General features: G+C 46.4%; 19 protein-coding genes. 5 read left to right on the forward strand and 14 right to left on the reverse strand.

Annotated elements, in window-relative coordinates:
* Positions 1 to 66: 66 nt before the first annotated feature.
* From P5G61_RS13670 to P5G61_RS13695, 6 genes are all read right to left on the reverse strand, one after another.
* Positions 67 to 2,814, reverse strand: coding sequence for a CHASE3 domain-containing protein (locus P5G61_RS13670; protein ID WP_301247051.1), 2,748 nt, complete (start codon positions 2,812 to 2,814; stop codon positions 67 to 69).
* A 176-nt stretch (positions 2,815 to 2,990) separates the two neighbouring features.
* Positions 2,991 to 4,379 carry a class II fumarate hydratase gene (gene fumC, locus P5G61_RS13675; protein WP_024632018.1) on the reverse strand — a complete coding sequence of 463 codons (1,389 nt, stop codon included), beginning with the start codon at positions 4,377 to 4,379 and terminating at the stop codon, positions 2,991 to 2,993.
* A gap of 231 nt (positions 4,380 to 4,610) precedes the next feature.
* Positions 4,611 to 5,615, reverse strand: a complete 1,005-nt coding sequence (locus tag P5G61_RS13680; protein ID WP_301247052.1) for an aldose 1-epimerase — start codon at positions 5,613 to 5,615, stop codon at positions 4,611 to 4,613.
* Positions 5,616 to 5,709: 94 nt separating this feature from the next.
* Positions 5,710 to 5,838: a hypothetical protein gene (locus P5G61_RS13685; protein WP_301247053.1), complete on the reverse strand. Its 129-nt coding sequence runs from the start codon at positions 5,836 to 5,838 to the stop codon at positions 5,710 to 5,712.
* Complete coding sequence (locus P5G61_RS13690) at positions 5,828 to 6,637, reverse strand: MBL fold metallo-hydrolase (protein WP_301247054.1); 810 nt, start codon at positions 6,635 to 6,637, stop codon at positions 5,828 to 5,830. The genes P5G61_RS13685 and P5G61_RS13690 overlap by 11 nt, the downstream gene beginning before the upstream one ends.
* 184 nt (positions 6,638 to 6,821) lie before the next feature.
* Positions 6,822 to 7,088, reverse strand: a complete 267-nt coding sequence (locus P5G61_RS13695; RefSeq protein WP_024632021.1) for a hypothetical protein — start codon at positions 7,086 to 7,088, stop codon at positions 6,822 to 6,824.
* A 215-nt stretch (positions 7,089 to 7,303) separates the two neighbouring features.
* Here P5G61_RS13695 and P5G61_RS13700 point away from each other — a divergent pair, with 215 nt between their 5' ends.
* From P5G61_RS13700 to P5G61_RS13715, 4 genes are all read left to right on the forward strand, one after another.
* A complete protein-coding gene (locus tag P5G61_RS13700; RefSeq protein WP_301247055.1) occupies positions 7,304 to 8,536 on the forward strand; it encodes an aminopeptidase in 1,233 nt (410 codons plus the stop codon).
* 95 nt (positions 8,537 to 8,631) lie between these two features.
* A complete protein-coding gene (locus P5G61_RS13705; RefSeq protein ID WP_301247056.1) occupies positions 8,632 to 9,864 on the forward strand; it encodes an aminopeptidase in 1,233 nt (410 codons plus the stop codon).
* A 209-nt stretch (positions 9,865 to 10,073) separates the two neighbouring features.
* Positions 10,074 to 10,664 carry an RNA polymerase sigma factor gene (locus P5G61_RS13710; RefSeq protein WP_024632024.1) on the forward strand — a complete coding sequence of 197 codons (591 nt, stop codon included), beginning with the start codon at positions 10,074 to 10,076 and terminating at the stop codon, positions 10,662 to 10,664.
* On the forward strand, positions 10,642 to 11,607 hold the full coding sequence (locus tag P5G61_RS13715) for a hypothetical protein (RefSeq protein ID WP_301247057.1): 966 nt from the start codon (positions 10,642 to 10,644) through the stop codon (positions 11,605 to 11,607). Before P5G61_RS13710 ends, P5G61_RS13715 begins: the two co-directional genes overlap by 23 nt.
* A 1-nt stretch (position 11,608) precedes the next feature.
* On the opposite strand, the gene P5G61_RS13720 is transcribed toward P5G61_RS13715, so the two are convergent.
* The 8 genes from P5G61_RS13720 to P5G61_RS13755 all read right to left on the reverse strand — a co-directional run bounded on the left by P5G61_RS13720 (position 11,609) and on the right by P5G61_RS13755 (position 20,766).
* Positions 11,609 to 12,103 carry a hypothetical protein gene (locus tag P5G61_RS13720; RefSeq protein WP_301247058.1) on the reverse strand — a complete coding sequence of 165 codons (495 nt, stop codon included), beginning with the start codon at positions 12,101 to 12,103 and terminating at the stop codon, positions 11,609 to 11,611.
* Between the two features lie 270 nt (positions 12,104 to 12,373).
* Positions 12,374 to 13,339 carry an ABC transporter ATP-binding protein gene (locus tag P5G61_RS13725; protein ID WP_301247059.1) on the reverse strand — a complete coding sequence of 322 codons (966 nt, stop codon included), beginning with the start codon at positions 13,337 to 13,339 and terminating at the stop codon, positions 12,374 to 12,376.
* Positions 13,332 to 14,315: an ABC transporter ATP-binding protein gene (locus P5G61_RS13730; RefSeq protein ID WP_024632028.1), complete on the reverse strand. Its 984-nt coding sequence runs from the start codon at positions 14,313 to 14,315 to the stop codon at positions 13,332 to 13,334. Before P5G61_RS13730 ends, P5G61_RS13725 begins: the two co-directional genes overlap by 8 nt.
* A gap of 9 nt (positions 14,316 to 14,324) precedes the next feature.
* On the reverse strand, positions 14,325 to 15,266 hold the full coding sequence (opp4C, locus tag P5G61_RS13735; RefSeq protein ID WP_024632029.1) for an oligopeptide ABC transporter permease: 942 nt from the start codon (positions 15,264 to 15,266) through the stop codon (positions 14,325 to 14,327).
* A 12-nt stretch (positions 15,267 to 15,278) separates the two neighbouring features.
* The gene (locus tag P5G61_RS13740) at positions 15,279 to 16,235 is read right to left on the reverse strand and encodes an ABC transporter permease (protein ID WP_024632030.1); all 957 of its coding nucleotides are present in this window, start codon (positions 16,233 to 16,235) and stop codon (positions 15,279 to 15,281) included.
* 100 nt (positions 16,236 to 16,335) lie between these two features.
* Positions 16,336 to 18,060, reverse strand: coding sequence for an ABC transporter substrate-binding protein (locus tag P5G61_RS13745; RefSeq protein WP_301247060.1), 1,725 nt, complete (start codon positions 18,058 to 18,060; stop codon positions 16,336 to 16,338).
* 321 nt (positions 18,061 to 18,381) lie between these two features.
* On the reverse strand, positions 18,382 to 19,290 hold the full coding sequence (locus P5G61_RS13750) for an ArsR/SmtB family transcription factor (protein WP_301247061.1): 909 nt from the start codon (positions 19,288 to 19,290) through the stop codon (positions 18,382 to 18,384).
* 159 nt (positions 19,291 to 19,449) lie between these two features.
* The gene (locus P5G61_RS13755) at positions 19,450 to 20,766 is read right to left on the reverse strand and encodes a hemolysin family protein (RefSeq protein WP_094939715.1); all 1,317 of its coding nucleotides are present in this window, start codon (positions 20,764 to 20,766) and stop codon (positions 19,450 to 19,452) included.
* A gap of 379 nt (positions 20,767 to 21,145) precedes the next feature.
* Here P5G61_RS13755 and P5G61_RS13760 point away from each other — a divergent pair, with 379 nt between their 5' ends.
* Complete coding sequence (locus tag P5G61_RS13760; protein ID WP_293017137.1) at positions 21,146 to 23,002, forward strand: alkaline phosphatase; 1,857 nt, start codon at positions 21,146 to 21,148, stop codon at positions 23,000 to 23,002.
* The last annotated feature ends 148 nt before the right edge of the window (positions 23,003 to 23,150 follow it).

Raw genomic sequence — 23,150 nt, forward strand, 5'->3', positions numbered from 1 at the left:
AATCGTTGCGCAACTGGCATAGGTTTTATTTTAGAGTTGATACATGTTGAATTCCCAAACGAAAGGTCAGATTTCCAATGTTTCATGACTCAACCACAGTTTCATCCGGGACAGTACCTCTTTCATATTCAGCGGTTTACTAAGATAATCCGAGGCTCCTGCCGCAATACATTTATCGCGATCCTCTTTCATGGCTTTGGCAGTCAGAGCAATAATAGGGAGCTGCTTGAGATTTAATCTCTCCCGGATCTGGCGAGTGGTTTCATAACCATCCAGCTCTGGCATCATGATGTCCATCATGATAATATCCGGCTTCGCTTCTCCGCTCTCTAACATCTCCAGACACTCGTAGCCATTCTGAGCTGTAATCACCTTCATGTTATACTGTTCAAGAGCATTCGCCAAGGCATATACATTTCGAATATCATCATCGACAACAAGAACTTGGCGGCCATTCAGCAATGATTCTTCCAGCGGAGTCAGCAGCATCTCGACATTTGTTGAATTCATTCCTAAAGTTATGTTTATTTCGGGAGTAGAAGTAGCAGCAACCTGGTTCAAGAACAATCTGGACGACTGCATAACCTCAGGATCTTCCCTTCTAAGCGGGAGAAATAAGGTAAAGATACTCCCTTGTCCCTCGCGGCTTGTTGCCGAGATGGATCCACCCAGCAGATTGGCAAGGGATTGAGAGATCGACAGTCCTAGTCCGGTTCCGCCGTATTTTCGGGCTGTGGCTCCATCTGCCTGCTTGAACGCATCAAAGATCTGCAACAATTTGTCTTCAGAAATGCCAATTCCGGTATCACTAACCGAGAAGGCAATGACTCCCGCCTCTTCCCCGTTTTCTTCAGGATTGGGCAGACTCACTCTGGAGATCGTTAAGGCCACTTCACCTTCATTGGTGAATTTGAATGCATTGGAGAGCAAATTCCGCAAAATCTGATGTAACCGCATCTCGTCGGAAACAATTGTTTCCGGCAAAGGGCCTTGAAGCTGAATCCGGAAATCAATTCCTTTTTGCTCCGCCGTTTTCAGGAAATATTGATTTATCACTTCGGGCAGGCTTTCAAGATAAACATCATCAAAATCCACTTCCATCTCCCCGGCTTCCACCTTGGAAAGGTCGAGAATGTCGTTAATCAGGTTGAGCAGATCCTTGCCAGACGCATGGATCACTGAAGCATATTTTTGTTCTTCACTATTTAAATGCTGATGCTTGTTCTCAGCCAAAATCTCAGACAAAATCAGCATACTGTTCAGCGGAGTACGCAGTTCATGTGACATATTCGCCAGAAACTCAGACTTGTAACCAGAACTTGTCCGCAGCTGATCAGCTACTTCTGCAAGTTCGCTGGCAGAGGTCTCAGCCGCATCTTTTTGCAATTCCAAACGCTCGTTCAGCATGTGCAGTTCTTCTGTCTGCATATGTAACTCTTCCGTCTGAGACTTCATCTCTTCGGTCTGTGCCTGAAGCTGCTCCGATTGTGTCTGCAATTCTTCATTCAGTACCTGCGACTCATCATACAAATGCTGTAATTCCATCCGTGTGACGGTGGAATGAAGCGACACTCCGAAGATTTCGATCAGTTCGGTTAGCAGCTTTGTTTCCTTTGGTTCGATTGGCTTCATGGAAGCAAGTTCAATTACAGCTATCGTTTTACCTTCAAATACAACTGGCGCTACCGTGAGTGATGCTGCTGAAGCATCACCAAGTCCCGAAGAGATGCGAATATAATTTTGCGGCAAGTCGTTCATCTGCAAAACTCGCTTCTCAATCGCACTCTGCCCCACTAATCCCTCACCCTGTGCAATGGATACTTTACCGAGGGAACGCTCTTTCTCTCCATCTGCTGCATACGCAGCCACACGAATGAGACGATTCTCTTTCATCGCATATAACACGCCATAAGGAGCTTCCAGCAGAATCGCAACCTGGTTGAGGAACAACCGTGACAGTCCCTCCAGACTTGTTGGATTCTGAAGGAGTGTAGCTATGCTCGCAACGCGATCCTTAAGCCGATTCTGTTCCTGTACTGTGTCCAGCAATAAATTCGTTTCTTGACCCAAATCACCGACTTCATCATGTGTTCGCACAACAATACGCTGTGTAAGATTGCCACCTTGAGATATATCGCTGATGGTTTGTTTGACTTCACGCAGGGTCTTCACAATATTGCCCGAAATCACCAGAGCTGCAGCAACAGATAGTCCGGCGACGACAGCCCATAAAGTATACATTATCGTCAGCAGTGTGGAACTTCGCTCTGCAAGCTCGCTTACCCGAATTTCTGTCAGGCCCATTTCCGTGTTGCGGAAGGTTTGGAACTGAGACCTCAACAAATCAATTTCGCTTTTCCCTGGATCGGACTGGAAAAATTCAATGACTTTCTCCTGATTCCCTTGTTTTTTCAGGGCTACCGAGGCTGCTCCGGCAACATCGATCCAGCGGTTAATATGTGTTTTGATGCTCTCCAGACTCTTCTGCTGGGATGGGTTATCGCTAACCAGCTCATAAAGTTCGATATAATTGGAATTCCACTGGGTCATTGCTTGCGTGTATGGCTCCAAATAACTTTCTTCACCAGTAAGCATGAATCCCCGTTGTCCTGTTTCCATATTCAGAACATTTTTCTCAATTGCGTTGGTCAGGTTATGCACTTCTAAGTCGTGGTGAGTGATAAAATCAATTTCCTTCTGCGAGGCATTAATTTGGGCGGACAGAATCATCAAAACAGCCCCAAACAACAGCACCACCACGAGATAGCCCAAAACGATTTTGGAGCGTATCGTAAATCTTCTCTTTTTCGACAACGCAGAAACCTCCAATAATAAACAATTCCGCTCGATTAAAAAAATAGTTGCATATGTAGTTTATATGTATACGTATAGACTGACAAGCATTAGTTCACGAACCTCCGAGCGAGAAAAACGACCTGCGGATGCAGGTCGCTTGATTATTCGAATGAAGTTCACTAAATAAGGTTTGATTAGGCTTTCGGGGCAATCATCTTCGCCGGATCAACATACTGATCGAATTGCTCTTCCGTAAGCAGACCTGTCTGCAATGTTGCTTCTTTCAGAGACAGTCCTTCCTTGTGTGCAAGCTTGGCAATTTTGGCTGCATTCTCATAACCGATATGCGGATTAAGCGCAGTAACCAGCATAAGCGAATTATTCAGATTGTGTTCAATCTGACCGAGGTTAGGCTCAATGCCCACCGCACATTTATCGTTGAACGCCACAATAGAATCAGCAAGAAGCTGAACAGATTGCAGAAAGTTATAGATAATAACCGGTTTGAACACATTCAACTCAAAGTTCCCCTGACTTGCCGCGAAGCCAATCGCCGCATCATTCCCCATTACTTGCGTAACCACCATGGTCATCGCTTCGCTCTGGGTCGGATTCACTTTACCTGGCATAATGGAACTGCCCGGTTCGTTCTCCGGAATGCGAATCTCTCCCAAACCACTGCGTGGGCCACTAGCCAGCCAGCGAACATCATTGGCAATTTTCATCAAGTCAGCTGCAAGCGCTTTAACTGCACCGTGAGCGTAGACCACTTCATCATGACTTGTAAGCGCGTGGAATTTGTTTGGTGCTGATACAAAATCCTTGCCGGTATGTTTGCCAATTTCCTTGGCTGTATAATCACCAAAGTCAGGATGTGCATTAATTCCGGTTCCCACAGCAGTACCACCAATGGCGAGTTCTTTCATATAATTAACACTATCACGAATCATGCGTTCACTCTTGTCCAGCATCGCTTCCCAGCCGCTGATCTCCTGACCGAGTGTAATTGGCGTTGCATCCTGAAGATGGGTACGTCCAATTTTGATAATGTCTTTGAATTTTTCCGATTTGTCTGCAAAAGTGGCTTTCAGCACTGCAATTGCCGGCAAAAGCTGATCTTCAACAGCAAGTACACCTGCAACATGCAGAGCCGTTGGGAATGTATCATTAGAGCTCTGGGACATGTTCACATCATCATTCGGATGCAGACGTTCTTCCTTGCCCTTCTGTTCAAGCAACTGATTGCCCAGATTGGCAATGACTTCGTTTACGTTCATGTTGGACTGCGTTCCACTACCCGTCTGCCACACCACGAGCGGGAAATGATCATCAATCCGTCCTGCAATAATTTCGTCAGCTGCATAAGCGATAGCATCCGATTTGGCAGCGGATAATTTACCTAATTTATGGTTACTTGCAGCAGCGCTTTTTTTCAAAATGGCCAGAGCACGTACGACTTCCATCGGCATATGCTCGCGACCAATCGGAAAGTTCTCCTTGCTGCGCTGCGTTTGAGCTCCCCACAGCCTGTCGGCTGGTACTTTCATTTCACCTAACGTATCTCTCTCAATGCGGTATTCCACTTGCTTTTCCTCCTCCAAAAAGATGGTTTTGGTCTCTACAACAATACGTATACATTCTTTTCTTCATCGCATCTTGCATCTGTTGATTCCAAAGTCATCTTTGGGATTTATGCAAAATGCTCTTTATGAGCAAAGCTTGTGTATCTTGTCATATTATACATGATTGCCTGTCCAATTTTCACCTTTTCGACAAAAATGTAAGCGTGCCGCAAAATGTGCGAACGTTTATTTTTACGGCTTGATTGGATACAGACGACTGGTTTGTTCGAATAATTCACCCGGCTCAAGACCGATAAGACCGATCTCTTCAGCAGGAATGCCTTGTACATTCGGAGCATTAACCAGGTTCATCTGTGGCTCAGGGCAGAAGAAGTCACCAGCCATGTTGTTATTCCAGATCATCCAGTGCTTGTAGGACGTCCCTACATCGTACACCAGCTTGTCACCGGTACGATGATCGGTAAGCTCCATATAGTTACGCCCATTCTGCGGTTGTGCCGTGTAGTGGTTGTCCATGGCTGCAAAAAACGGACTAACGCCTTCACCCTTTAATTGCTCTTCCTCCGGTGTAAGCGGTTGAAATTGTCCCGTAGGCAAAGAACGTTCATTCAATTCACGACGCTGACCAATCGTTACTTTGGCCGTGTAATCGGATGCTTGGCTTTCCGGTGCAAAAGGCACGCTAATGGCTGTATGGAATGCGAACAAATTCGGCATACGTTCCTTTCCGTTATTGCGGACATTTAATTGCTGCTGAAGTCCCAGGCTGCTCAGTGAGTAACGGAGCGTCACAGTGAAGGTGAATGGCAAGTATTTGTAGAACTCATGTCCATCCTTTACTTCCTGACTAAGCAGAACATAACTCTCCAACTCGTCAGATCCATAGCCCTCCACCTTCCACTCGGCATTATGCAGGAATCCGTGTAAATGGTTGCCTGTAGCCGGTTCGTTTATAGGTAGTTGATAGACTTTACCATTCCAGGGGAAGCGACCATCCTCATAACGATTGGGTGGGGAAAGAATCGGAATTCCGTATACAGCAGGTGCAGCCATAAACTCGTCCATACGTTCCAGGTCTGGCTCACGCAAATACCGGAATCCTTGCTCTGTATCACGAAACGCGACAAGGTTAGCACCCACGCTCGGAATGACAGCCGCTTCGAATTGATTAAAGCGAAGCCAGACGGCAGGTATACCTCCAAATTGTTCTTCGAAAGCTGCATTTTGCTGTGTCATCGTTATATGTACCTCCTGCATACTAAGGTTATATTATACGGCTCGACTATATCATGCCCGCGGACAAAATACCAATCTATGATAGAGAACAAATTCATAATGGAATGACAAAAAAGACAGCTACGAGCTCCGTGGCTGTCTCTATCCGTTTATGCTGCCATAATGCAATCATTCCGGATTCCATTGGAATGACATGTATGGCATCGGCTTTATTAATCCACATATTTGCCGTGATCCGGAACGGCGGTCTGTTCGAAATCCAGATCGAGTCTCTCCAGCGAATCCTTCAGCATTTCTCCGGTTAAGGAATGCCCATGCCCGGTAACGGCAACGATTGGCTCCAATCTTCGAATATGCTGAACCGATCGGTGGGCCGCTTGCCAATCCGTCGTGAAATATGCGGGTGGACCGTGCAACTGTTTGTCCTGAAGCAGCACACTCCAGAGCGATTCCTGTTTCACGGTGACAATTGCGTCTCCTGCAATCAGGATACGGTCTTCTTTCCGAAATAGTGAGATATGTCCCGGTGTATGACCGGGTGTATGCAGCCATTCCCATCCAGAGACACCTGGGATTGTATGGTCTTCCGGCAGACTGAATATCCGATCATCCAGGTTAATCGCTTCATTGGGATACACGAATGACAATCGTGCCATTAAACCGCCACCTACAGAAGGATCGGCAGGAGGATAATCCTTTGCACCTGTTAAATAAGGCAGTTCCAGCGGGTGTGCATACACCGGAACACCCCAGAATTGTTCCAGTTCAATGACGGTCCCCACGTGATCAAAGTGACCATGCGTCAAAATGATGGCTGACGGCGGACCTGGAAAACGCTCTGATGCCACATGAAGGATCTGATCCGTGAAACTCGCCATTCCAGTGTCCACGAGCACCCAGTTCCTGCTTCCCGGCTCACCGATGAACACAACATTAACGAACAGTGTACGCAGACTGAGGATATCGTGCCCGACTTCTTCAAGTCCCGTCATTCCTGCTGTAATCAAATTGTCAGATGCCATTCACGGTTACCTCCCATTCAGGCGGATTGTCTCTCTGGTTCTATTCATCTGTCGTAGACTTCCCTTTTCTGGAGCATCTATTCCTTCTTTTCAATAAAATAGACGGTGGACACCCTGTTTCAGGCATACACCGTCTAGTATAATCAGTTACATTCCACAATAGAACAAGAATATCACGGACAAATTACGCCGGATATGCTTCCAGTGCTGCATCAAGCAATTGATTGTACATATCGTCATCGTTTTCCAACAACTCGTCCATACGCAGCAACTCCTCTTCATCACCGGATTGTTCGGTGAAATGCAGACTATAATCCCAATCCTTGCCGTTCTTGCTCATGAACGTAATTTCATAAACTGACTTTTCGCCTTCCGCCCGAAAAACCGTATTCCCTACAAAATTCTTCTCATCCTCACGACGCATCTCTGCACGAATAATCTCAATATTCACAATCGTTCTCTCCTTTAAACTCTCATCTGTTGCAGGTCTCCACAATTTATGGTAAACCTAGTTTGGTAATTATTATTGGTTAATTGTACAATATATATCGTAGCAACGTATACCTTATTCAATGAAGGAACCATCTGACTCCTTACATACCTGTAATGAGGACTATAATAACAAACAGCTACGACATTATACCAAACGGGAGGAAAAAAAATAGCATGAACAATTTCGAAACGAATTTACAACAATATGCCGAACTGGCTGTCAAAGTCGGTGTGAATGTCCACCCTGGGCAGACTCTCGTCGTGAACGCACCAATCTCGGCAGCACATTTTGTGCGCCTGATCGTCAAAGCCGCTTATGGCACAGGTGCCAAGCTGGTCAAAGTGAACTGGAGCGATGAAGTCATCACACGTCTTCACTATGATCTTGCACCAGAGGAATCCTTCTCCATTGAACCAAAATGGTTTGCAGGTGAAATGACTGAACTCGTAGAAGAAGGTGCCGCCATTCTGCACGTTATCGCAGAAAATCCGGACCTGCTTGCGGGTGTTCCTCAGGAGCGGATCGTGACGACTCAGAAAGTTCGCGGTAAAGCGCTGGAGAAATATCGATCCTATCAGATGGCAGACAAATTCAGCTGGTCCATTGTGGCAGTTCCTTCCCCTGAATGGGCCGCCAAAGTATTCCCTGATCTTCCGGCAGAGCAGCAAATCGATAAATTGTGGGATGTTATCTTCAAAACCGTTCGTATTGGTGAGCAGGATGCTGTCGCCGAATGGAAAACACATTTGCTGAATCTGGACTCCCGCGCCGATCTGCTCAATGAGAAAAAATACAAAAAGCTTCACTATACTGCCCCTGGCACTGACCTAACCATTGAGCTTCCTGAAGGCCATCTGTGGGTATCCGGTGGCAGCATCAATGAGCAAGGACATGTGTTCGTCGCCAATATGCCTACAGAGGAAGTGTTCACCGCTCCACTGAAAACCGGAGTGAATGGCACCGTTCGCAGCACCAAGCCATTGAGCTATGGCGGCAACCTGATCGATGGCTTCTCCCTCACGTTCGAGAATGGCCGGATTGTCGATTATACTGCTGAACAGGGACTTGATTCACTGAAAAGCTTGATTGAAATGGATGAAGGCGCGCATTATCTGGGCGAAGTAGCTCTTGTTCCACATCAATCGCCGATTTCCGATACTAATATTTTGTTCTACAACACCCTTTTTGATGAAAATGCATCCAACCACTTGGCAATCGGTAACGCATATGCCTTCTGTCTGGAAGGCGGCAAAACGATGTCCAAGGAAGAATTGATCAATCATGGCATGAACTCTAGTCTCACTCATGTGGATTTCATGATTGGATCTGGAGAAATGAATATTCACGGTGTCACTTCCGAGGGTAACGAAGAGCCAATCTTCTTGCATGGAAATTGGGCTTTCTAATTTAAACAGTACAATTAAATAAACGGTGAATTGAGAGAGAGGATCACTCCTCTCTTTTCCTGCGTATGCGGGTCATTCATGATATGGAGGAACCTATGTTGAGTTTTGAACAAAAACTGGATCGTTATGCTGAACTGGCCGTAAAAGTAGGCGCTAATGTTCAACCCGGACAAATCTTTGTCATCAGCGCCATGATTGATACAGCTGAATTCGTGCGTTTGTTGGTACGCAAAGGTTACGAGGCCGGAGCAAAGAAAGTCATCGTCAAGTATGGAGACGAAACAGTCAATCGGCTGCGGTTTGAAATGGCGCCCGAGGATTCGTTCCAAGACCCGCCGAAATGGCATGCCGCTGAACTTGAGGAGCTGGCCGCGAACGATGCTGCGTTCTTGACCGTTTTGTCATCCGGCCCCGACCTCTTGAAAGGCATCGATCCGGAGCGTATTTCCACCCACCAGCGTACATATGGTCAGGCTATGTCCAAATACCGTCAGTATCAACAGGCCGACAAAATGAGCTGGACAGGAGTGGCCTGTCCTTCACTGGATTGGGCCGCAAAAGTCTTTCCTGATCTTCCCCCTGCCGAGCAGATGAAACAGCTCTGGGAAGCCATTTTTGCCGCTGTAAGAGCCGATCTGGAAGATCCTATTGCAGCTTGGGAGCAGCATATTGAACGTTTGGAGCACAAAGCAGTTGCCCTGAACAGCAAAAAATATAAAGCTCTGCATTTTGTCTCACCGGGAACGGATCTTACCGTTGAGCTTCCTGAAGGGCACATTTGGGCGCAGGCGGGAAGTATTAACGAACAAGGTACCCGTTTTGTGGCCAATATTCCGACAGAGGAAGTGTTCACTGCGCCAGCCAAATATGGAGTGAACGGCACAGTTTCCAGCACCAAACCCCTTAGTTACGGCGGAAGCATAATTGATCGCTTCTCCCTTACGTTTGAGAATGGACGCATCATTGATTTCCACGCCGAAGAAGGTCAGGATACACTAGAAAGACTCATCCATATGGATGAAGGCTCGCATTATCTCGGCGAGGTCGCTTTGGTGCCCTTCCATTCTCCAATCTCGGAAAGTGGTATTCTCTATTACACAACGCTGTATGATGAAAATGCTTCATGTCACCTCGCGATCGGCAGCTCCTATGCCTTCAATATCGATGGCGGTAAGACCATGTCTACTGAAGAGCTGGCAGCTCGCGGCATGAACTCCAGCATTACACACGTGGACTTCATGATGGGTTCACCGGAAACGAACATTTACGGGATAACGGCAAATGGTGAGCGTGAAGCCATCTTCCTGAACGGCGACTGGGCTTTCTAAGCCATTTCTGTTCTACTACGATTATTAGATAACACATAGAGGCTGCCCTTCTAACCAGGATTTATTGGTTAGTAGAGCAGCCTCTCTCTATTTTTGGTATATTTTTTCTTCTTCTGTCGGACTAACCTCCCATTGTATCGCTTCCATATAATGTTGTAAAATGAAATGATACCAATGTTTGTGGATTGTTCACCAGAAAGGAGAACATCATGGCCAATCGGCTCCAATTACTCTTAGCCTCGGATTTCCATAATTTGGGCCCTCAGCTTCAAGAAGAAGTGTACTACGAATACTATAATATGGTTCATGGTCTCATCGTTTACATCATCAAAGAACGTGCAGCAGCAGAAGATATCATCCAGGAAGCTTTTATCAAAATCATTAAAAACAAACCGATCTTCGACAACGAAGTCAAACTGAAAGCTTGGCTGAAGGTTGTCACACGGAATACCGCCATTAATTATCTGAGAAAAAATAAAAATAACCGTAACCAACTCGATACGGATAGTGTTTTTATAGATATGGAGACAATTAATCAGACGGCAGCTTCTGTGGAGAGCACGGTGGAAACTCAAATGATGCAGGAATCCATCGAGTTCTATCTGGAACAGCTTAAGCCGGAATATCGTGTTCTCGTAGAGCTGCGCTGGAAAGAAGGTCTTTCCTATAGGGAAATGGCCGATCTGCTTGATACATCCGAAGAAATTGTGAAGCAACGTTTGTTCAGAGCCCGCGGAAGTATCAAGAAGAAATTACATAAGGAATGGGGTGGAAGTATTGAGCAAAGGCAAGTCCGATAAGCATATTGATTCATTCGATTCAGAGCTGGAAGACGATTTTTTCGATGCCGCGTTTGATTTGGCTTTTGAAGAAGCCTTCCATCAGGCTGTATCTGCCACCCCGACTGTTTCCAACACCGAACCCATGCGTCAATCCTGGCTCCAAGTTCAAAAGGAAATCGCCCGAATTGGCGCGCGCAAGAAAAGAATGCGCACCGTACGATTATCTATCATTGTGGCTGCGTCCGTGACCATCGGCGCCGTCATCTTCAGTCTGCCTTCCGGGACACAAGCTGTTTCCCCCTTTGTTCAATCAGTTAAGGAGTGGGGTAATGGCGTAAAATCCATTGTTATCGAAGATCGTACGACTCAGTTGGGTGCTGATCCATCTACAGCCAAGACCCCCCCGCCTCCTGAACGGGGAATCAATGAAGCTCCCAGATTCTATTCCGGAGACATACCAGAAGATGAGATTGTACTCCCCTTCTATGAGGAGTCACACTTGCTTGAACCTATTGTAGTAACAAAGGATATCGCACGCTCAGGTTTTAAGGGTGACTTTTTGCTGTCAAAAGCCATACCCGAGCGGTTTACAAAGATTAAATATGAACTTATGCTGGACACCCTCAATCCCGTAAATCCGGAAGATTATTATGAATCTGAACGCATGAGAGTTCGTTATACTGGTGTAGGCAAAAATGGTGAAGAAGAAATCATTCAGTTTGATTATGCCTATGTTTTGCCGGGTCAGGTCATTGAGGGGCCCATGCTACGCGAAACAAGTATCGTCAAATTGGCAGATGGCAGCGATGCTTTTATGTACCTCGGGCCCCCCTATAATACCTTTCAATGGATGATGGGTTCTGTAAACATGAGCTTATTCGGAACCGTCTCGGAAGAGGAAATGACTGCTATTGCCAATGACCTGCAGGAACAAAAATTTCCGGGCAGTACCCAAAAATAAATTAAAATAACACGTTGCTTGAAATATGTGTTGTTGTCTCAGGTTTGACCCCGTCATCGGCCGTGTGAAGACTGACGACTCGATAGTAATATCCGGTTATAACGGTCCAGCTCGATTGGGCATTGAGGGACTGAGTTTGTGTTTTCTTCTTGGAACCGGATTGAAAAAGTATCCAGGCTGATCCCGTCCAGCGTTCAAGTCGATAATCGACTTGCAGTGATTTCATTTCCGAGAAGGTCGTTGTCGTTGTATTAACAATCGCAGTCAACCCGCCTCCAGGTGTAACAGTCCCCACTGCCTGATAGATATATTTTGGAGAAGACAGTGTATTAATACTTGGTTCCAAGGGCGGTGGTGGTGGAGTAAGTGCGTGAGGTTTGATACTTGGACTGGCGACAGCTACCCCGGTGGTGGTTGGTATGGCAAGGACCATAGGTGCTGATAGTGCTGCAACAATCATAACTTTCAGCATGGATGTTATTCTCATTTTTCGCATATGTATCCACCTTTCACTTCCAAATTTTGTTTTTGTGTAAATATTAAACGGATGAAGGGGTTTGAAGGTTTCAAAAAAATAAAAGACGCTCCGACATTCATGTTGGCAGCGTCTTTTGGTTCTTTAATGCATCTTTAGGTGAATACTTACAGAATGGATGAAACCTAAATAATTCCATTCCGTATCCACTTGATAACGTCTATATGAATTGATTTTCACGTGAATCGTCTCCATTTGTTAGGTCCTCATCAAAATAACGATAACGATGAATCAGACCAAATGACAGGCTACAAAGTGATCGGCACCTACGTTTCGATACGGAGGAACCTGCTGCTTGCAAACATCTTCTACCCATGGACAACGTGTATGGAACTTGCAGCCAGCTGGCGGATTCACCGGGCTGGGAATATCACCTTTGAGCACGATTCGTTCCCGTTTCAATTTGGGAATTGGTACGGGTACAGCTGATAGTAAGGCTTTCGTATACGGATGCAATGGATTGCCGAACAATTCATCTCTGGAAGCCGTCTCGACCATCGAGCCCAGATACATCACTCCGATGCGGTCACACAGATGTTCCACCACACTCAGATCATGCGAAATAAATAAGTAAGCAAGGCCGCGCTCTTGCTGAAGTCGTCTGAACAGGTTGATAATCTGGGCCTGAATAGATACGTCCAGTGCAGATACCGGTTCATCTGCGATGATCAGTTTCGGATTTAAGATCAAGGCTCGGGCAATCCCAATCCGCTGGCGCTGTCCTCCAGAGAACTCATGAGGAAAGCGATCAATATGATAAGATGACAACCCGCAGGCTGCGAGTACCTCTTTGACCAAATCACGCACCTCACTTGCTGTGGCTAACCCGTGATCCAGTACGGCCTCCCCGATCGCATCACCAATGCGTATGCGTGGATTCAGTGAACTGTAGGGGTCCTGGAAAATAAGCTGAAGCTGCGGACGGATCTTCCGCACTTCCTGCATGGACAACTGGTGCAAGTCTACACCTTGAAATCGAATCTGTCCCTCCGTTTTCTCTGTTAAACGCACGATCGTTCTTCCAACGGTGCTCTTGCCACTACCGGATTCACCGACTAATCCAAATGTCTCGCCTTCATGGATCGTGATGCTGATATCATCGACCGCTTTCACATGAGCTACTGTACGATTTAATAGACCTTTGCGCACCGGGAAATAGGTTTTGAGATGTTCAATTTCCAATAAGGGCTCAGACATGGCTCAAAGCCTCCTCATACAGCCAGCATGCAGCTTTCTGTCCGGGTCCAAGCTGTTTCAGCGTCGGCATTTGCGTAGTGCATATTGACATACAGTGTTCACAACGATCAGCAAAATGGCATGATTCCTTTAAAGATAATGGATCAGGTACATGGCCGGGTATAGAATACAATTCATCCTGCCTTTGATTAATAATGGGCTTGGAGCGAAGCAATCCCTGGGTATATGGATGTTTGGGAGACTCAAACAATTGCACAACTTCCCCTTCTTCCACCACTTTGCCCGCATACATCACAACGACGTAATCCGCCATTTCCGCTACAACTCCAAGGTCATGCGTAATCATCAGAATGGAGGTTCCTGACTGGGATTTAATATGCTGTAACATATCCAGTATCTGTGCTTGAATGGTCACATCCAGTGCGGTGGTTGGTTCATCCGCGATTAAAAGTTTCGGGTTACATGAGATGGCAATAGCAATCATAATGCGCTGTAACATGCCTCCACTCAGCTCATGCGGATAACTGTTCGCAATCTGTTCCGGGCGTGAAATACCCACTTCGGCGATCAGCTCAACTGCTCTGGCGCGAGCCTGCTTTTTGCTCATTTTCAAGTGTACAATCAGCGGTTCCATCAGTTGCTCACCGATTTTCAGGACGGGATTCAGCGAGGACATTGGTTCCTGGAAAATCATTGAGATGTCGTTGCCCCGGATGGCACGCAGTGAGGATTTACTTTCACGGAGCAGATCCCGTCCACCAAAACGGATTGCACCGCCTACCACCTTGCCTGCCGGTTCTTCAATCAATCCCATGATCGACATGGCGGTTACACTTTTGCCACAGCCCGATTCACCAACAATACACACCGTCTCCCCTTCGCGTACATTCAGACTTACACCATCCACCGCTTTAACATTGCCCTCTTCCGAATAAAAATGAGTTTCAAGTTGTTCAATTTCAATCATGTTTTGCATGGGAAGTGCTCACCTTCTCTTCTGTTTGGGATCTAATACGTCTCGAAGACCATCACCAAAAATGTTAATCGCAATAACGGTCACGAAAATGGACAGCCCTGGCGGAATCCATAACCACGGATGCTGCTGAAAATCAATCATGTTGTTGGCGGCATCGATCATATTGCCCCATGTAGGCGTTGGCGGCATGACACCCAGTCCAAAAAAGCTGAGTACCGACTCGCTGAGAATGGACCCTCCGATATTCAGGGTAGCCATGACGATGAGAAGAGGTACGATATTGGGCAAAAGATGATGAAACAGTTTGCGTCGGTCACGCAAGCCCAGAACAACAGCAGCCTGCATGAATTCCCGTTCCCGCAAGCTTAACATCTGACCTCGTACCATTCGGGCCATACCGGGCCAGTTAACAAAGCTTAGCATCAGCATGACGATATACATTCGGGAATCCGGCGGAACCTTCCAATCCGATAGCAGAGCGCCGAAAATGAACAGCAGCGGCAGTCCCGGAATCGTTAGCAGCAAGTCGGCAATCCGCATAATGACCTGATCTACAATGCCGCGATAATATCCGGCGATGGCTCCAAGCAAGGAACCGATAAATACCGATAGAACCATGGAGGCCAGACCAACGGTGAGCGAAATACGACCAGCCATCAGCACACGGGTCAGCACATCCCTGCCGAGTGCATCCGTACCAAGCCAGTGATGAATGCCTGGACCTTGTTTCATCGCTGCCATATTTATCTTGTTATCGGTATAAGGTGAGAACAGCGGTCCGATGAAACAAGCCACAAACATCAGCAGAACCACGATAAGTCCGCCAACAGCAAGCTTGTTTTTGAGTAGTCTTCGCATCGACAATTTCCATAAAGAAGACTTGGCAGGAACCTGTAAAGGTAAGGCTGCATCTGCGGAACTTCTCGTTACAGACGATGAGGAGGTTGTCATTTTCATACCCCCCTATTGCAAACGGACACGCGGATCTGCGATGTGATAGAGCACATCAGACAGCAGCGTTCCAATGACGGTCAGGATGGCGATAAACATGGTAAAGCCCATCAGCAGCGGATAATCCCGCAGTGAGAAGGACTGCATATATAACTGGCCGATCCCGGGCCAACTGAATATTTTCTCAATAATCAGTGATCCGCCGAATAAGGACGGCAGCTCGAATCCAATCAGTGTAATCGCAGGCAAAAGAGCGTTGCGCAAGGCATGGGTGTATAACACTTTGCTTTCTTTTAAACCTTTGGCTCGTGCTGTTCGAATATAATCCTGCTTGATAACATCAATCATGTTACTGCGGAAGTAACGGGTAAGCGAGCCTACCCCGAGCAGGGTCATGACAATTACAGGCAGGGTCATGTGCTGAATCACCTCTTTGACATAAGCCAGACCGGTGGCATTACTTCCTGTGGTCATCATGCCGCCTGGAGGCAACCATTTTAAGTCAACCGCCAACAGCTTAATCAAAAACAATCCGATAAAGAAAGATGGCACGGACATCGCAGCAAATATGCCTATCATCACGAAAGTGTCGAACCACGAGTACTGCTTGTAAGCAGCAATCACGCCGATAATAACCGCAATGAACCAGGTCAGAAACGTGGTCACCGCAGCCAGCAGGAATGAATTCCAGATATACTCGTTAAACAGCGCGAGCACGGGCTTCTGTTGTGCCAATGAATATCCAAAGTCCCCGTGTAAAGCATTTTTCATCCAGATGAGATACCGTTCGATCACTGGCTTGTCCAGTCCATACAATTCGCGCAGCTCGGCCTTGCGTTCTGGACTCAGCTTAATGTTGCTGGAGATGTAGTCTCCGGGAGTAAGTGCATACAGGCTGAAAATCAGAACGGAGGCGGCCAGCAAAATAAGAACCATGTATGTCATCCGTTTCACAATGTAAGTGCTCATATCAGGCTCCTTATCAATGCGTCCCCTGCATCTGCGACATCGCAAACACAAGGGACGTTTGTTTATTTCGGTATTTATGTTTTTGGATCTATGCCACCGCTTATTTCAGAGACCATTCCGGCAAGCTGGTTGCAATCCCGCGGTATGGACTGACAGAGAGCCCATCGATCCGACCGTTATAGGCATAGACTGTCTTTTTGTAACTGGTGAAGATGACAGGCAGCTCATCATTGAGCAGCTGATACAGCTCTTTGTATACCGCCTTGCGTTCCTCTATGTCTGTCGTAGCCAGACCTTTGTTATACAATTCTTTCACTTTGGGATTGTCGTATCCTTTAAGCTCACCATCCACAAATTGCATCACTCCGTCCGAAGGATCCGTTAGCATCGCTGTGGAGAAGGAAGCCACATCATAATCGCCGCCCTCCACTTTGGAAACAAGCGAGTTGAAATCGGCAAACACTTCAGGCTGGAACTGCACGCCAATCGCTTCGAAATTTTCTTTGGCTACAGCTATGAAGATATCCGTGGCCGGACTTTTGGTTCCGAGGAAATGAAGGGACAGCTTCTTCCCGTTCTTCTCACGGATACCATCGGCTCCAGGTGCCCAGCCTGCACCATCCAGCAATTGATTCGCTTTGTCCGGGTCGTAGGCGTATGGATTAATGCCCTCTTCCGTATAAGACCAGGAAATAGGCGAAGTCGGGATGTTGGCAACAGCACCTGCGCCCTGGTTGGCGTCCACATAGATGGACTGACGGTCCAGGCCATATGTGAGGGCTTGCCGCACCTCTTTTTCCTGAAGCTGTTCATGTTCCAGATTGAGCTGTAAATATCCGTATGTACTTGGTGTGTAAGGCAGAAGGTTAAGATATGGGATATTTTTCAGCTTATCAACATTCTCCTGGGTAGCCGTGAACGAAGTGAAGTCGATCTCTCCGGTCTCAATAAACTGCCAGGTATCTCCTTCCGATGTTTTATATATGAAATGCTCGGTCTTTGGTTTTCCCTTGTAGTAGAACTCGTTAGCAACGAATCGAACTTCCTGACCAGGGATGAACTTTTCAAGTTTGTAAGGGCCATTGCCTACAGGTGTTGCATGAAGATTTTTAATGTACTCGAGCTTCCCGAATTGATAATCTTTGCCGTAGTAGGCTTTGGACAACACTTCAGAGCCCAATATAAGTAAAGCAGTAGCGTTAGGCTTTTCCAGTGTGACCGAGATCGTTAACGGATCAACGACTTGAATACCCTCAATGTGATCTGCTTTTCCTTCCGTATACGCTTTGCCACCTTTAACCTTGGTCGAGAAAATATCAAATCCCCCGTCATAAGACTTATCATGCAGAATGGTCCATGTAAAAGCGACATCATCTGCGGTGAGCGGTGAACCGTCACTGAACTTGGAACCTTTTCTAAGATGAAACGTGTATGTACGCTGATCCTCGGACACATCCCAGCTTTCAGCGAGATCGGGAACCGGCAATCCTTTCTCATCTACGGTCACAAGCGAAGCAAAAAGCAATGAAGCAACGTTGCCATCATAACCGCTCTGATGGAAGTATGGTGTGAAAGCCCCACTGGGATCCGTAAGTCCCACAATAATCGTATCGGTTCTCTTTTTTGCCGTCTCAGGTAATTGATTCAGATCCGTCGCCTGAAATGGTGTATCCAGTGCTGCTGCAACTGGAGTCGCTTGTGTGGCCGAATTCGTTGTTCCGGTTCCAGAAGAAGTGGTCTCTGCTCCCCCACCTCCTGCACATGCAGATAACACAATCGCACTACTGATGATTAATGATGCCACGGATAAACCCTTCATTCTCATAAAATCCTCCCCAACTCATAAATAATCCATATTTTTCTCGCTCAGCCATTCCTAATTCCCGAAATAATCCAGAATATATATAATTCCTATGAAATTAGTAAGGTATAAGTTCGATAAGCCCTATTATAAGAATCGTATTCGGTTCTGTAAATAGAGAACCACAAAAAAATATTTATATTAAACCCATTAATATCCACTTTAAAGCGATAAAATAGCCGTATGTTTTGCGCGGATTTCCTGAATAAATTTCAGTTCGGCCACAACAAACATACGGCTGTATCGGAGGGATATTTTTTTCTAAAAACCACATTTTGATAAACGTTATTGCTCCAGATAATTCATGACATTCGGTAAAATTTGTTCCAGTGCATGAAGACGAAGTGAATACTCAACCAGGCTCTCTCCTTCAAAATGCGCATAGACAAGTCCAGCTCCACGAAGCTTGGAAAGATGGTCATGAGTAATTCCTTTGGAGAGCTTCAAGTGACGAACAATTTCTATGAACGAACGCGGTCCCTGATGCAGAAAACGCATGATTTTCAGTCTATTTTTCTCTCCCAGGCTGCGAATCACACGCAAATGATGGGTCGGGATATACTCGTCGTCTCCCGTATACAATCTGGCGGAATAATGACACAACAGGGTATCCCCAAAATGCAGAATGACATTTAGCGGCTGAAAATGAAATTGCGGCACCAACAGCAATGTTTCTAGCCCCTTCATATCCCGAAACATCAAACCATTGGTTGCTTCGTCCAATACATTCTCCTGAGGAGCTTGTCGCAATTGCTCCTTGCGGTTCAGCACCTCTTGTCTCAAATGCTGTAAGACCGCTGGATCAAGAAAGCGAAAATATTGCTCATTCCACTCTGTTAACACATAGGTCATTCGAGTCTGGAAAGCATCGATATCATCCGTATACGGGAAACTGTAACGGGCAAAAATGTCATGTAGCTCTGGCACGGTTTGCTTACTGAACCATTTAATAAAATCCTCTGGCTCCTCATCTTCCATTCTCAAACAGACTAGCAGATACATCCATTTCCAATCATCATCCACTTTCATATCTTGCAAAATGTCAGCAAGCTCCGAACTTAGCTGCCCTTCTGTTTCTTGCGCCCAGGCTATAGATAAATCCATTTTTTTATGTGATTTCCGGCAAATATATGTATGCAAGCTGGCCATGAATTCAAATACAGGCGTAAATCCAACCTCAATGCGATAGCTCAATCTTAACCTCTCCTATCTTGCAAAGTCGTTCCATTATACCCTGTTTGCAGCCGTGCATGCTACGATTAAAGGGCGAAACAAAAGCCGCACAGTGAAATCATCCACCGTACGGCTTCTCTATAGATCGGAATCTCCTGTCACCCAAAAATGATACCTTGATTAGGCTCCTTCGCCTTCAACCATCAGATCCAGCTTAATCACATTCACACGTGAAATCCGTTTATGCTCGGTCTCTTGAATAACAAAGACATATCCGCCATACTCTACCGACTGCCCCACTTCTGGAGGGATGGCCTCTACTCTGGAGTATAACCAGCCGCCAATTGTATCATAATCCGCCCGGTCCATATCCAGCCCAAAGCGCTCACTAACCTCTTCAATCAGCATAAGGCCGTCAATGGAGTACTCCATCTCATCCACTTTCTCAATGGAAGGACGCTCTTGGTCAAATTCGTCCTGAATCTCGCCCACGATCTCTTCCATGATATCTTCCAGCGTCACAAGGCCGGAGGTTCCTCCGTACTCATCAATCAGGATGGCAATCTGTGTCTTGCTGCGCTGCATCCGCTTGAGCAGGTCACTGATCGGGGTAGAATCGGGTACCGCTAGAATCGGTCGAATCACCGAGATGGTATCTGTAAGCTGCGACCGCATCAGGTCTTTAATGTGAATAAAACCGATAATATGGTCTTTGTCACCGTTATATACCGGATAACGGGTACGCATGCTTTCACTGGCGATTTCCAAGTTTTCAAGCATGGACTGATTGGCATTCAGACAGATCATTTCCGTCCGCGGAATCATAATTTCACGGGCGGTTGTTGCCGTAAAATCAAATATATTATCAACAAGCGCCAATTCAGTATTGTCAATTAAACCGCTCTTATTGCTTTCTTTCATGAGAATGCGTATTTCATCTTCACTATGCGCCGAGTCATGTTCCGAGGCCGGTGCCATGCGAAACACTCTCAGCAGGCTGTTCGCCATACCATTCAATGCCCATATAAAGGGATACATTAATTTGTAAAAGAACGTAAGCAGCGCCGCAGACCATAACGTGATCGTCTCTGATTTGCGGATTGCCATCGTCTTGGGAGCAAGTTCCCCGAGTACAATATGCAAAATTGTAATAATAACAAAAGCAATCGCAATGGAAATTCCGTGTACGTATACCGGACCCATTCCAAATGCAGTAAACATGGGCTCTAACAGGTGAGCAATCGCCGGCTCTCCCAGCCACCCGAGTCCAAGTGAAGCAAGCGTTATGCCCAATTGGCAAGCGGATAGGTAAGCATCCAGGTTGCGTACAATATTGGAAGCATACATCGCGTTTTTATTGCCTGTTTCCACCAAAGCTTCAATCCGGCTGCCACGAACTTTGACCATCGCGAATTCTGCCGAGACAAAGAAACCATTCATCAATACAAGCAAAGCAATTAAAAATAAATTTAATATACTCGGTAAGGGGTCACTCAAATTATCATCCTATTCGCCGTCATTCTTCGGCAAATAGGTCCACCTCCTTCGAAAATGTAGGATATTTGCCATTCTGCCGCTCATATGCAGTTTCAACTTCCCAATGCGTTCACCTCCACCTTCTTCTGTCGAATAACAAGGATATGCTTCTTTTATTATATAATTCTACACTACACAGTCAAACCGTGTCCTATGACAACGAAATGATACTTACGGGCTATTTCGTTAACAAATGTACCGAATGCGCAGTTTTTTTTACGTTTTACTAACAAACATATGCATCTTCTTGCTTATGGTTTAACCTTTCTCTTACGCTCAGATGATCATTCAGCTATATACTTCCAATTAGAACAACAATTTGATTTCGGAGGTATGCACATTGAAAATTAATCATGCAATGAAATGGAACGCGCTGCTGCTTAGTGCAGCTGTCGCAATTACAGCAGTGCCTTGGCAAGTCCATGCGGAACCCCTCTCCACGCAACAACAGACGGCACCTGCCGCATTTATCATTCTGCCTATTGACCGTGCTCAGATTCTGGCAGGACAAAAGCTGGATTTCCGGGTTGAGTTGAATGGGGCCAAGCTGAAATCCGGAGATATCAAAATCCAGATTAATGGTTTGTCACCTGACAAATACTTCGGTAAGTCCGGTACATGGACAAGCAGTAACGATCTGAGCACAGAGTACACCATTCGGGAGGTTACCTTTAAAGAGAGCGATTCCATCGTGGTAACCGCCGAAACGACTGCTACAGGCAAGCGTACATATTCACGGGTCGTATACCAAGTGTTCGATCCTTCCAAAGACACAGCCACACTGACAAACGGTGAGCAGGCCAAAAATGTCGTTCTGATGATTGGTGATGGCATGAGCGCTAATATTCGCACCGCTGCTCGCGTGGTATCCAAGGGCATTCACGAAGGCAAATTCAATGGCTGGCTGGAGATGGAACAGATGGATACCATGGGTATGGTCACCACGTCAGGTATGGATTCCATCGTCACCGATTCAGCCAATAGTGCTTCCGCTTATGCAACCGGTCACAAAACGGCTGTCAATGCCGAGGGTGTCTACCCGGACAATACGCCAGATCCTTTTGACGACCCAAAGGTGGAAAACATCGTTGAGTTGGTCAAACGGACACGCGGCATGGCTACCGGCCTTGTAACGACTGCGGATGTTACGGATGCCACACCGGCAGCGATGGCCGTACATACGCGTAAGCGCGGGGAACAAGAAGCGATCGCCAGCATGTATCTGAATGAAGCCAACCGACCGGATGTTATTCTGGGTGGTGGACTGGAATGGTTCCTTCCAGCGAATGATGGTGGAAAACGCAAAGATGGACGTAATATTGTGGAGGAGTTCAAAAAAGAAGGATATACCTACGTTACAGATGCAACGAATTTGGACAAGTCTGGCTCTACCAAATCATTGCTTGGCTTATTCCGCAAAGGCAACATGAACGTATATTATGACCGGGAATATACTAAGCCTAACAACGCAGAAATTGTGGGCAAGGATACGGATCAGCCAACGTTGATGGAAATGACCGACACTGCCCTTCAGGTGCTGGAGCAGAATAAAAACGGGTTTTTCCTGATGGTCGAAGGAGCATCCATTGATAAACAGGCTCACACCATGGATTTTGAACGCTCGATATGGGATGCGATTGAATTCGATCAAACGGTCGGTCGTGTTAAGGCCTACGCAAAGGAACATCCGGATACGCTCATTATCGTTACATCAGACCACGGTCATTCCCTTACGCTTAACGGAACGTATAACACGGAAGCCGCCAAAGGAAAATCTGGTGACGAACTCCGTGAATTGATCGGCACATATGCGGATTCCAAATTTCCGACGTATGTGGATGAAGACGGTGATGGCTTCCCGGACAACCCGGACTCGGAGTGGAAAATTGCTGTAGGCTGGGGCAATATGCCGGACAACAATGAGGATTATCTTGCCAATCCGGTGCCAATTAGTCCCACTATTCAAGACCCTAACGTGAAGGACAAATCCTGGTATATCGCCAACCCGGATAAGGACCCGGACGGTGTGCACTATACGGGTAACCTGCCTCATGATGAAGGCCAGGAAGTACACACATTCGACGATGTGCCAATCAATGCCTCGGGACCCGGGGCTCGTCTGTTTACCGGTTATCTCGATAATACGGATGTATTCCGCAAGATGGTAACCGCATTGAAGTTGGATGCATCCAAGTAAAAAAAAGGTTGAGTAAACAAAGAGTATCCTCGCTCATGTTCAGGCATGGCGGCGGATACTCTTTTTTCATGAAGATATGGACACTATGGATGACGACTGGACAGCACGCCTATCTGCCGCTCACCGGCTTCTTATTGCTTTTATTCTG

The organism is Paenibacillus vandeheii (assembly GCF_030433635.1).
In the GTDB taxonomy this organism is placed as follows: Bacteria; Bacillota; Bacilli; order Paenibacillales; family Paenibacillaceae; genus Paenibacillus; species Paenibacillus vandeheii.

Coding starts and splice junctions, on each gene's coding strand:
- P5G61_RS13700 (WP_301247055.1), top strand. CDS start 7,304: ATGAACAATTTCGAAACGAATTTACAACAATATGCCGAACTGGCTGTC.
- P5G61_RS13690 (WP_301247054.1), bottom strand. CDS start 6,637: ATGGCATCTGACAATTTGATTACAGCAGGAATGACGGGACTTGAAGAA.
- P5G61_RS13725 (WP_301247059.1), bottom strand. CDS start 13,339: ATGTCTGAGCCCTTATTGGAAATTGAACATCTCAAAACCTATTTCCCG.
- P5G61_RS13720 (WP_301247058.1), bottom strand. CDS start 12,103: ATGCGAAAAATGAGAATAACATCCATGCTGAAAGTTATGATTGTTGCA.
- P5G61_RS13680 (WP_301247052.1), bottom strand. CDS start 5,615: ATGACACAGCAAAATGCAGCTTTCGAAGAACAATTTGGAGGTATACCT.
- P5G61_RS13745 (WP_301247060.1), bottom strand. CDS start 18,060: ATGAGAATGAAGGGTTTATCCGTGGCATCATTAATCATCAGTAGTGCG.
- P5G61_RS13705 (WP_301247056.1), top strand. CDS start 8,632: ATGTTGAGTTTTGAACAAAAACTGGATCGTTATGCTGAACTGGCCGTA.
- P5G61_RS13730 (WP_024632028.1), bottom strand. CDS start 14,315: ATGCAAAACATGATTGAAATTGAACAACTTGAAACTCATTTTTATTCG.
- P5G61_RS13710 (WP_024632024.1), top strand. CDS start 10,074: ATGGCCAATCGGCTCCAATTACTCTTAGCCTCGGATTTCCATAATTTG.
- P5G61_RS13740 (WP_024632030.1), bottom strand. CDS start 16,235: ATGAGCACTTACATTGTGAAACGGATGACATACATGGTTCTTATTTTG.
- opp4C (WP_024632029.1), bottom strand. CDS start 15,266: ATGACAACCTCCTCATCGTCTGTAACGAGAAGTTCCGCAGATGCAGCC.
- P5G61_RS13685 (WP_301247053.1), bottom strand. CDS start 5,838: ATGTGGATTAATAAAGCCGATGCCATACATGTCATTCCAATGGAATCC.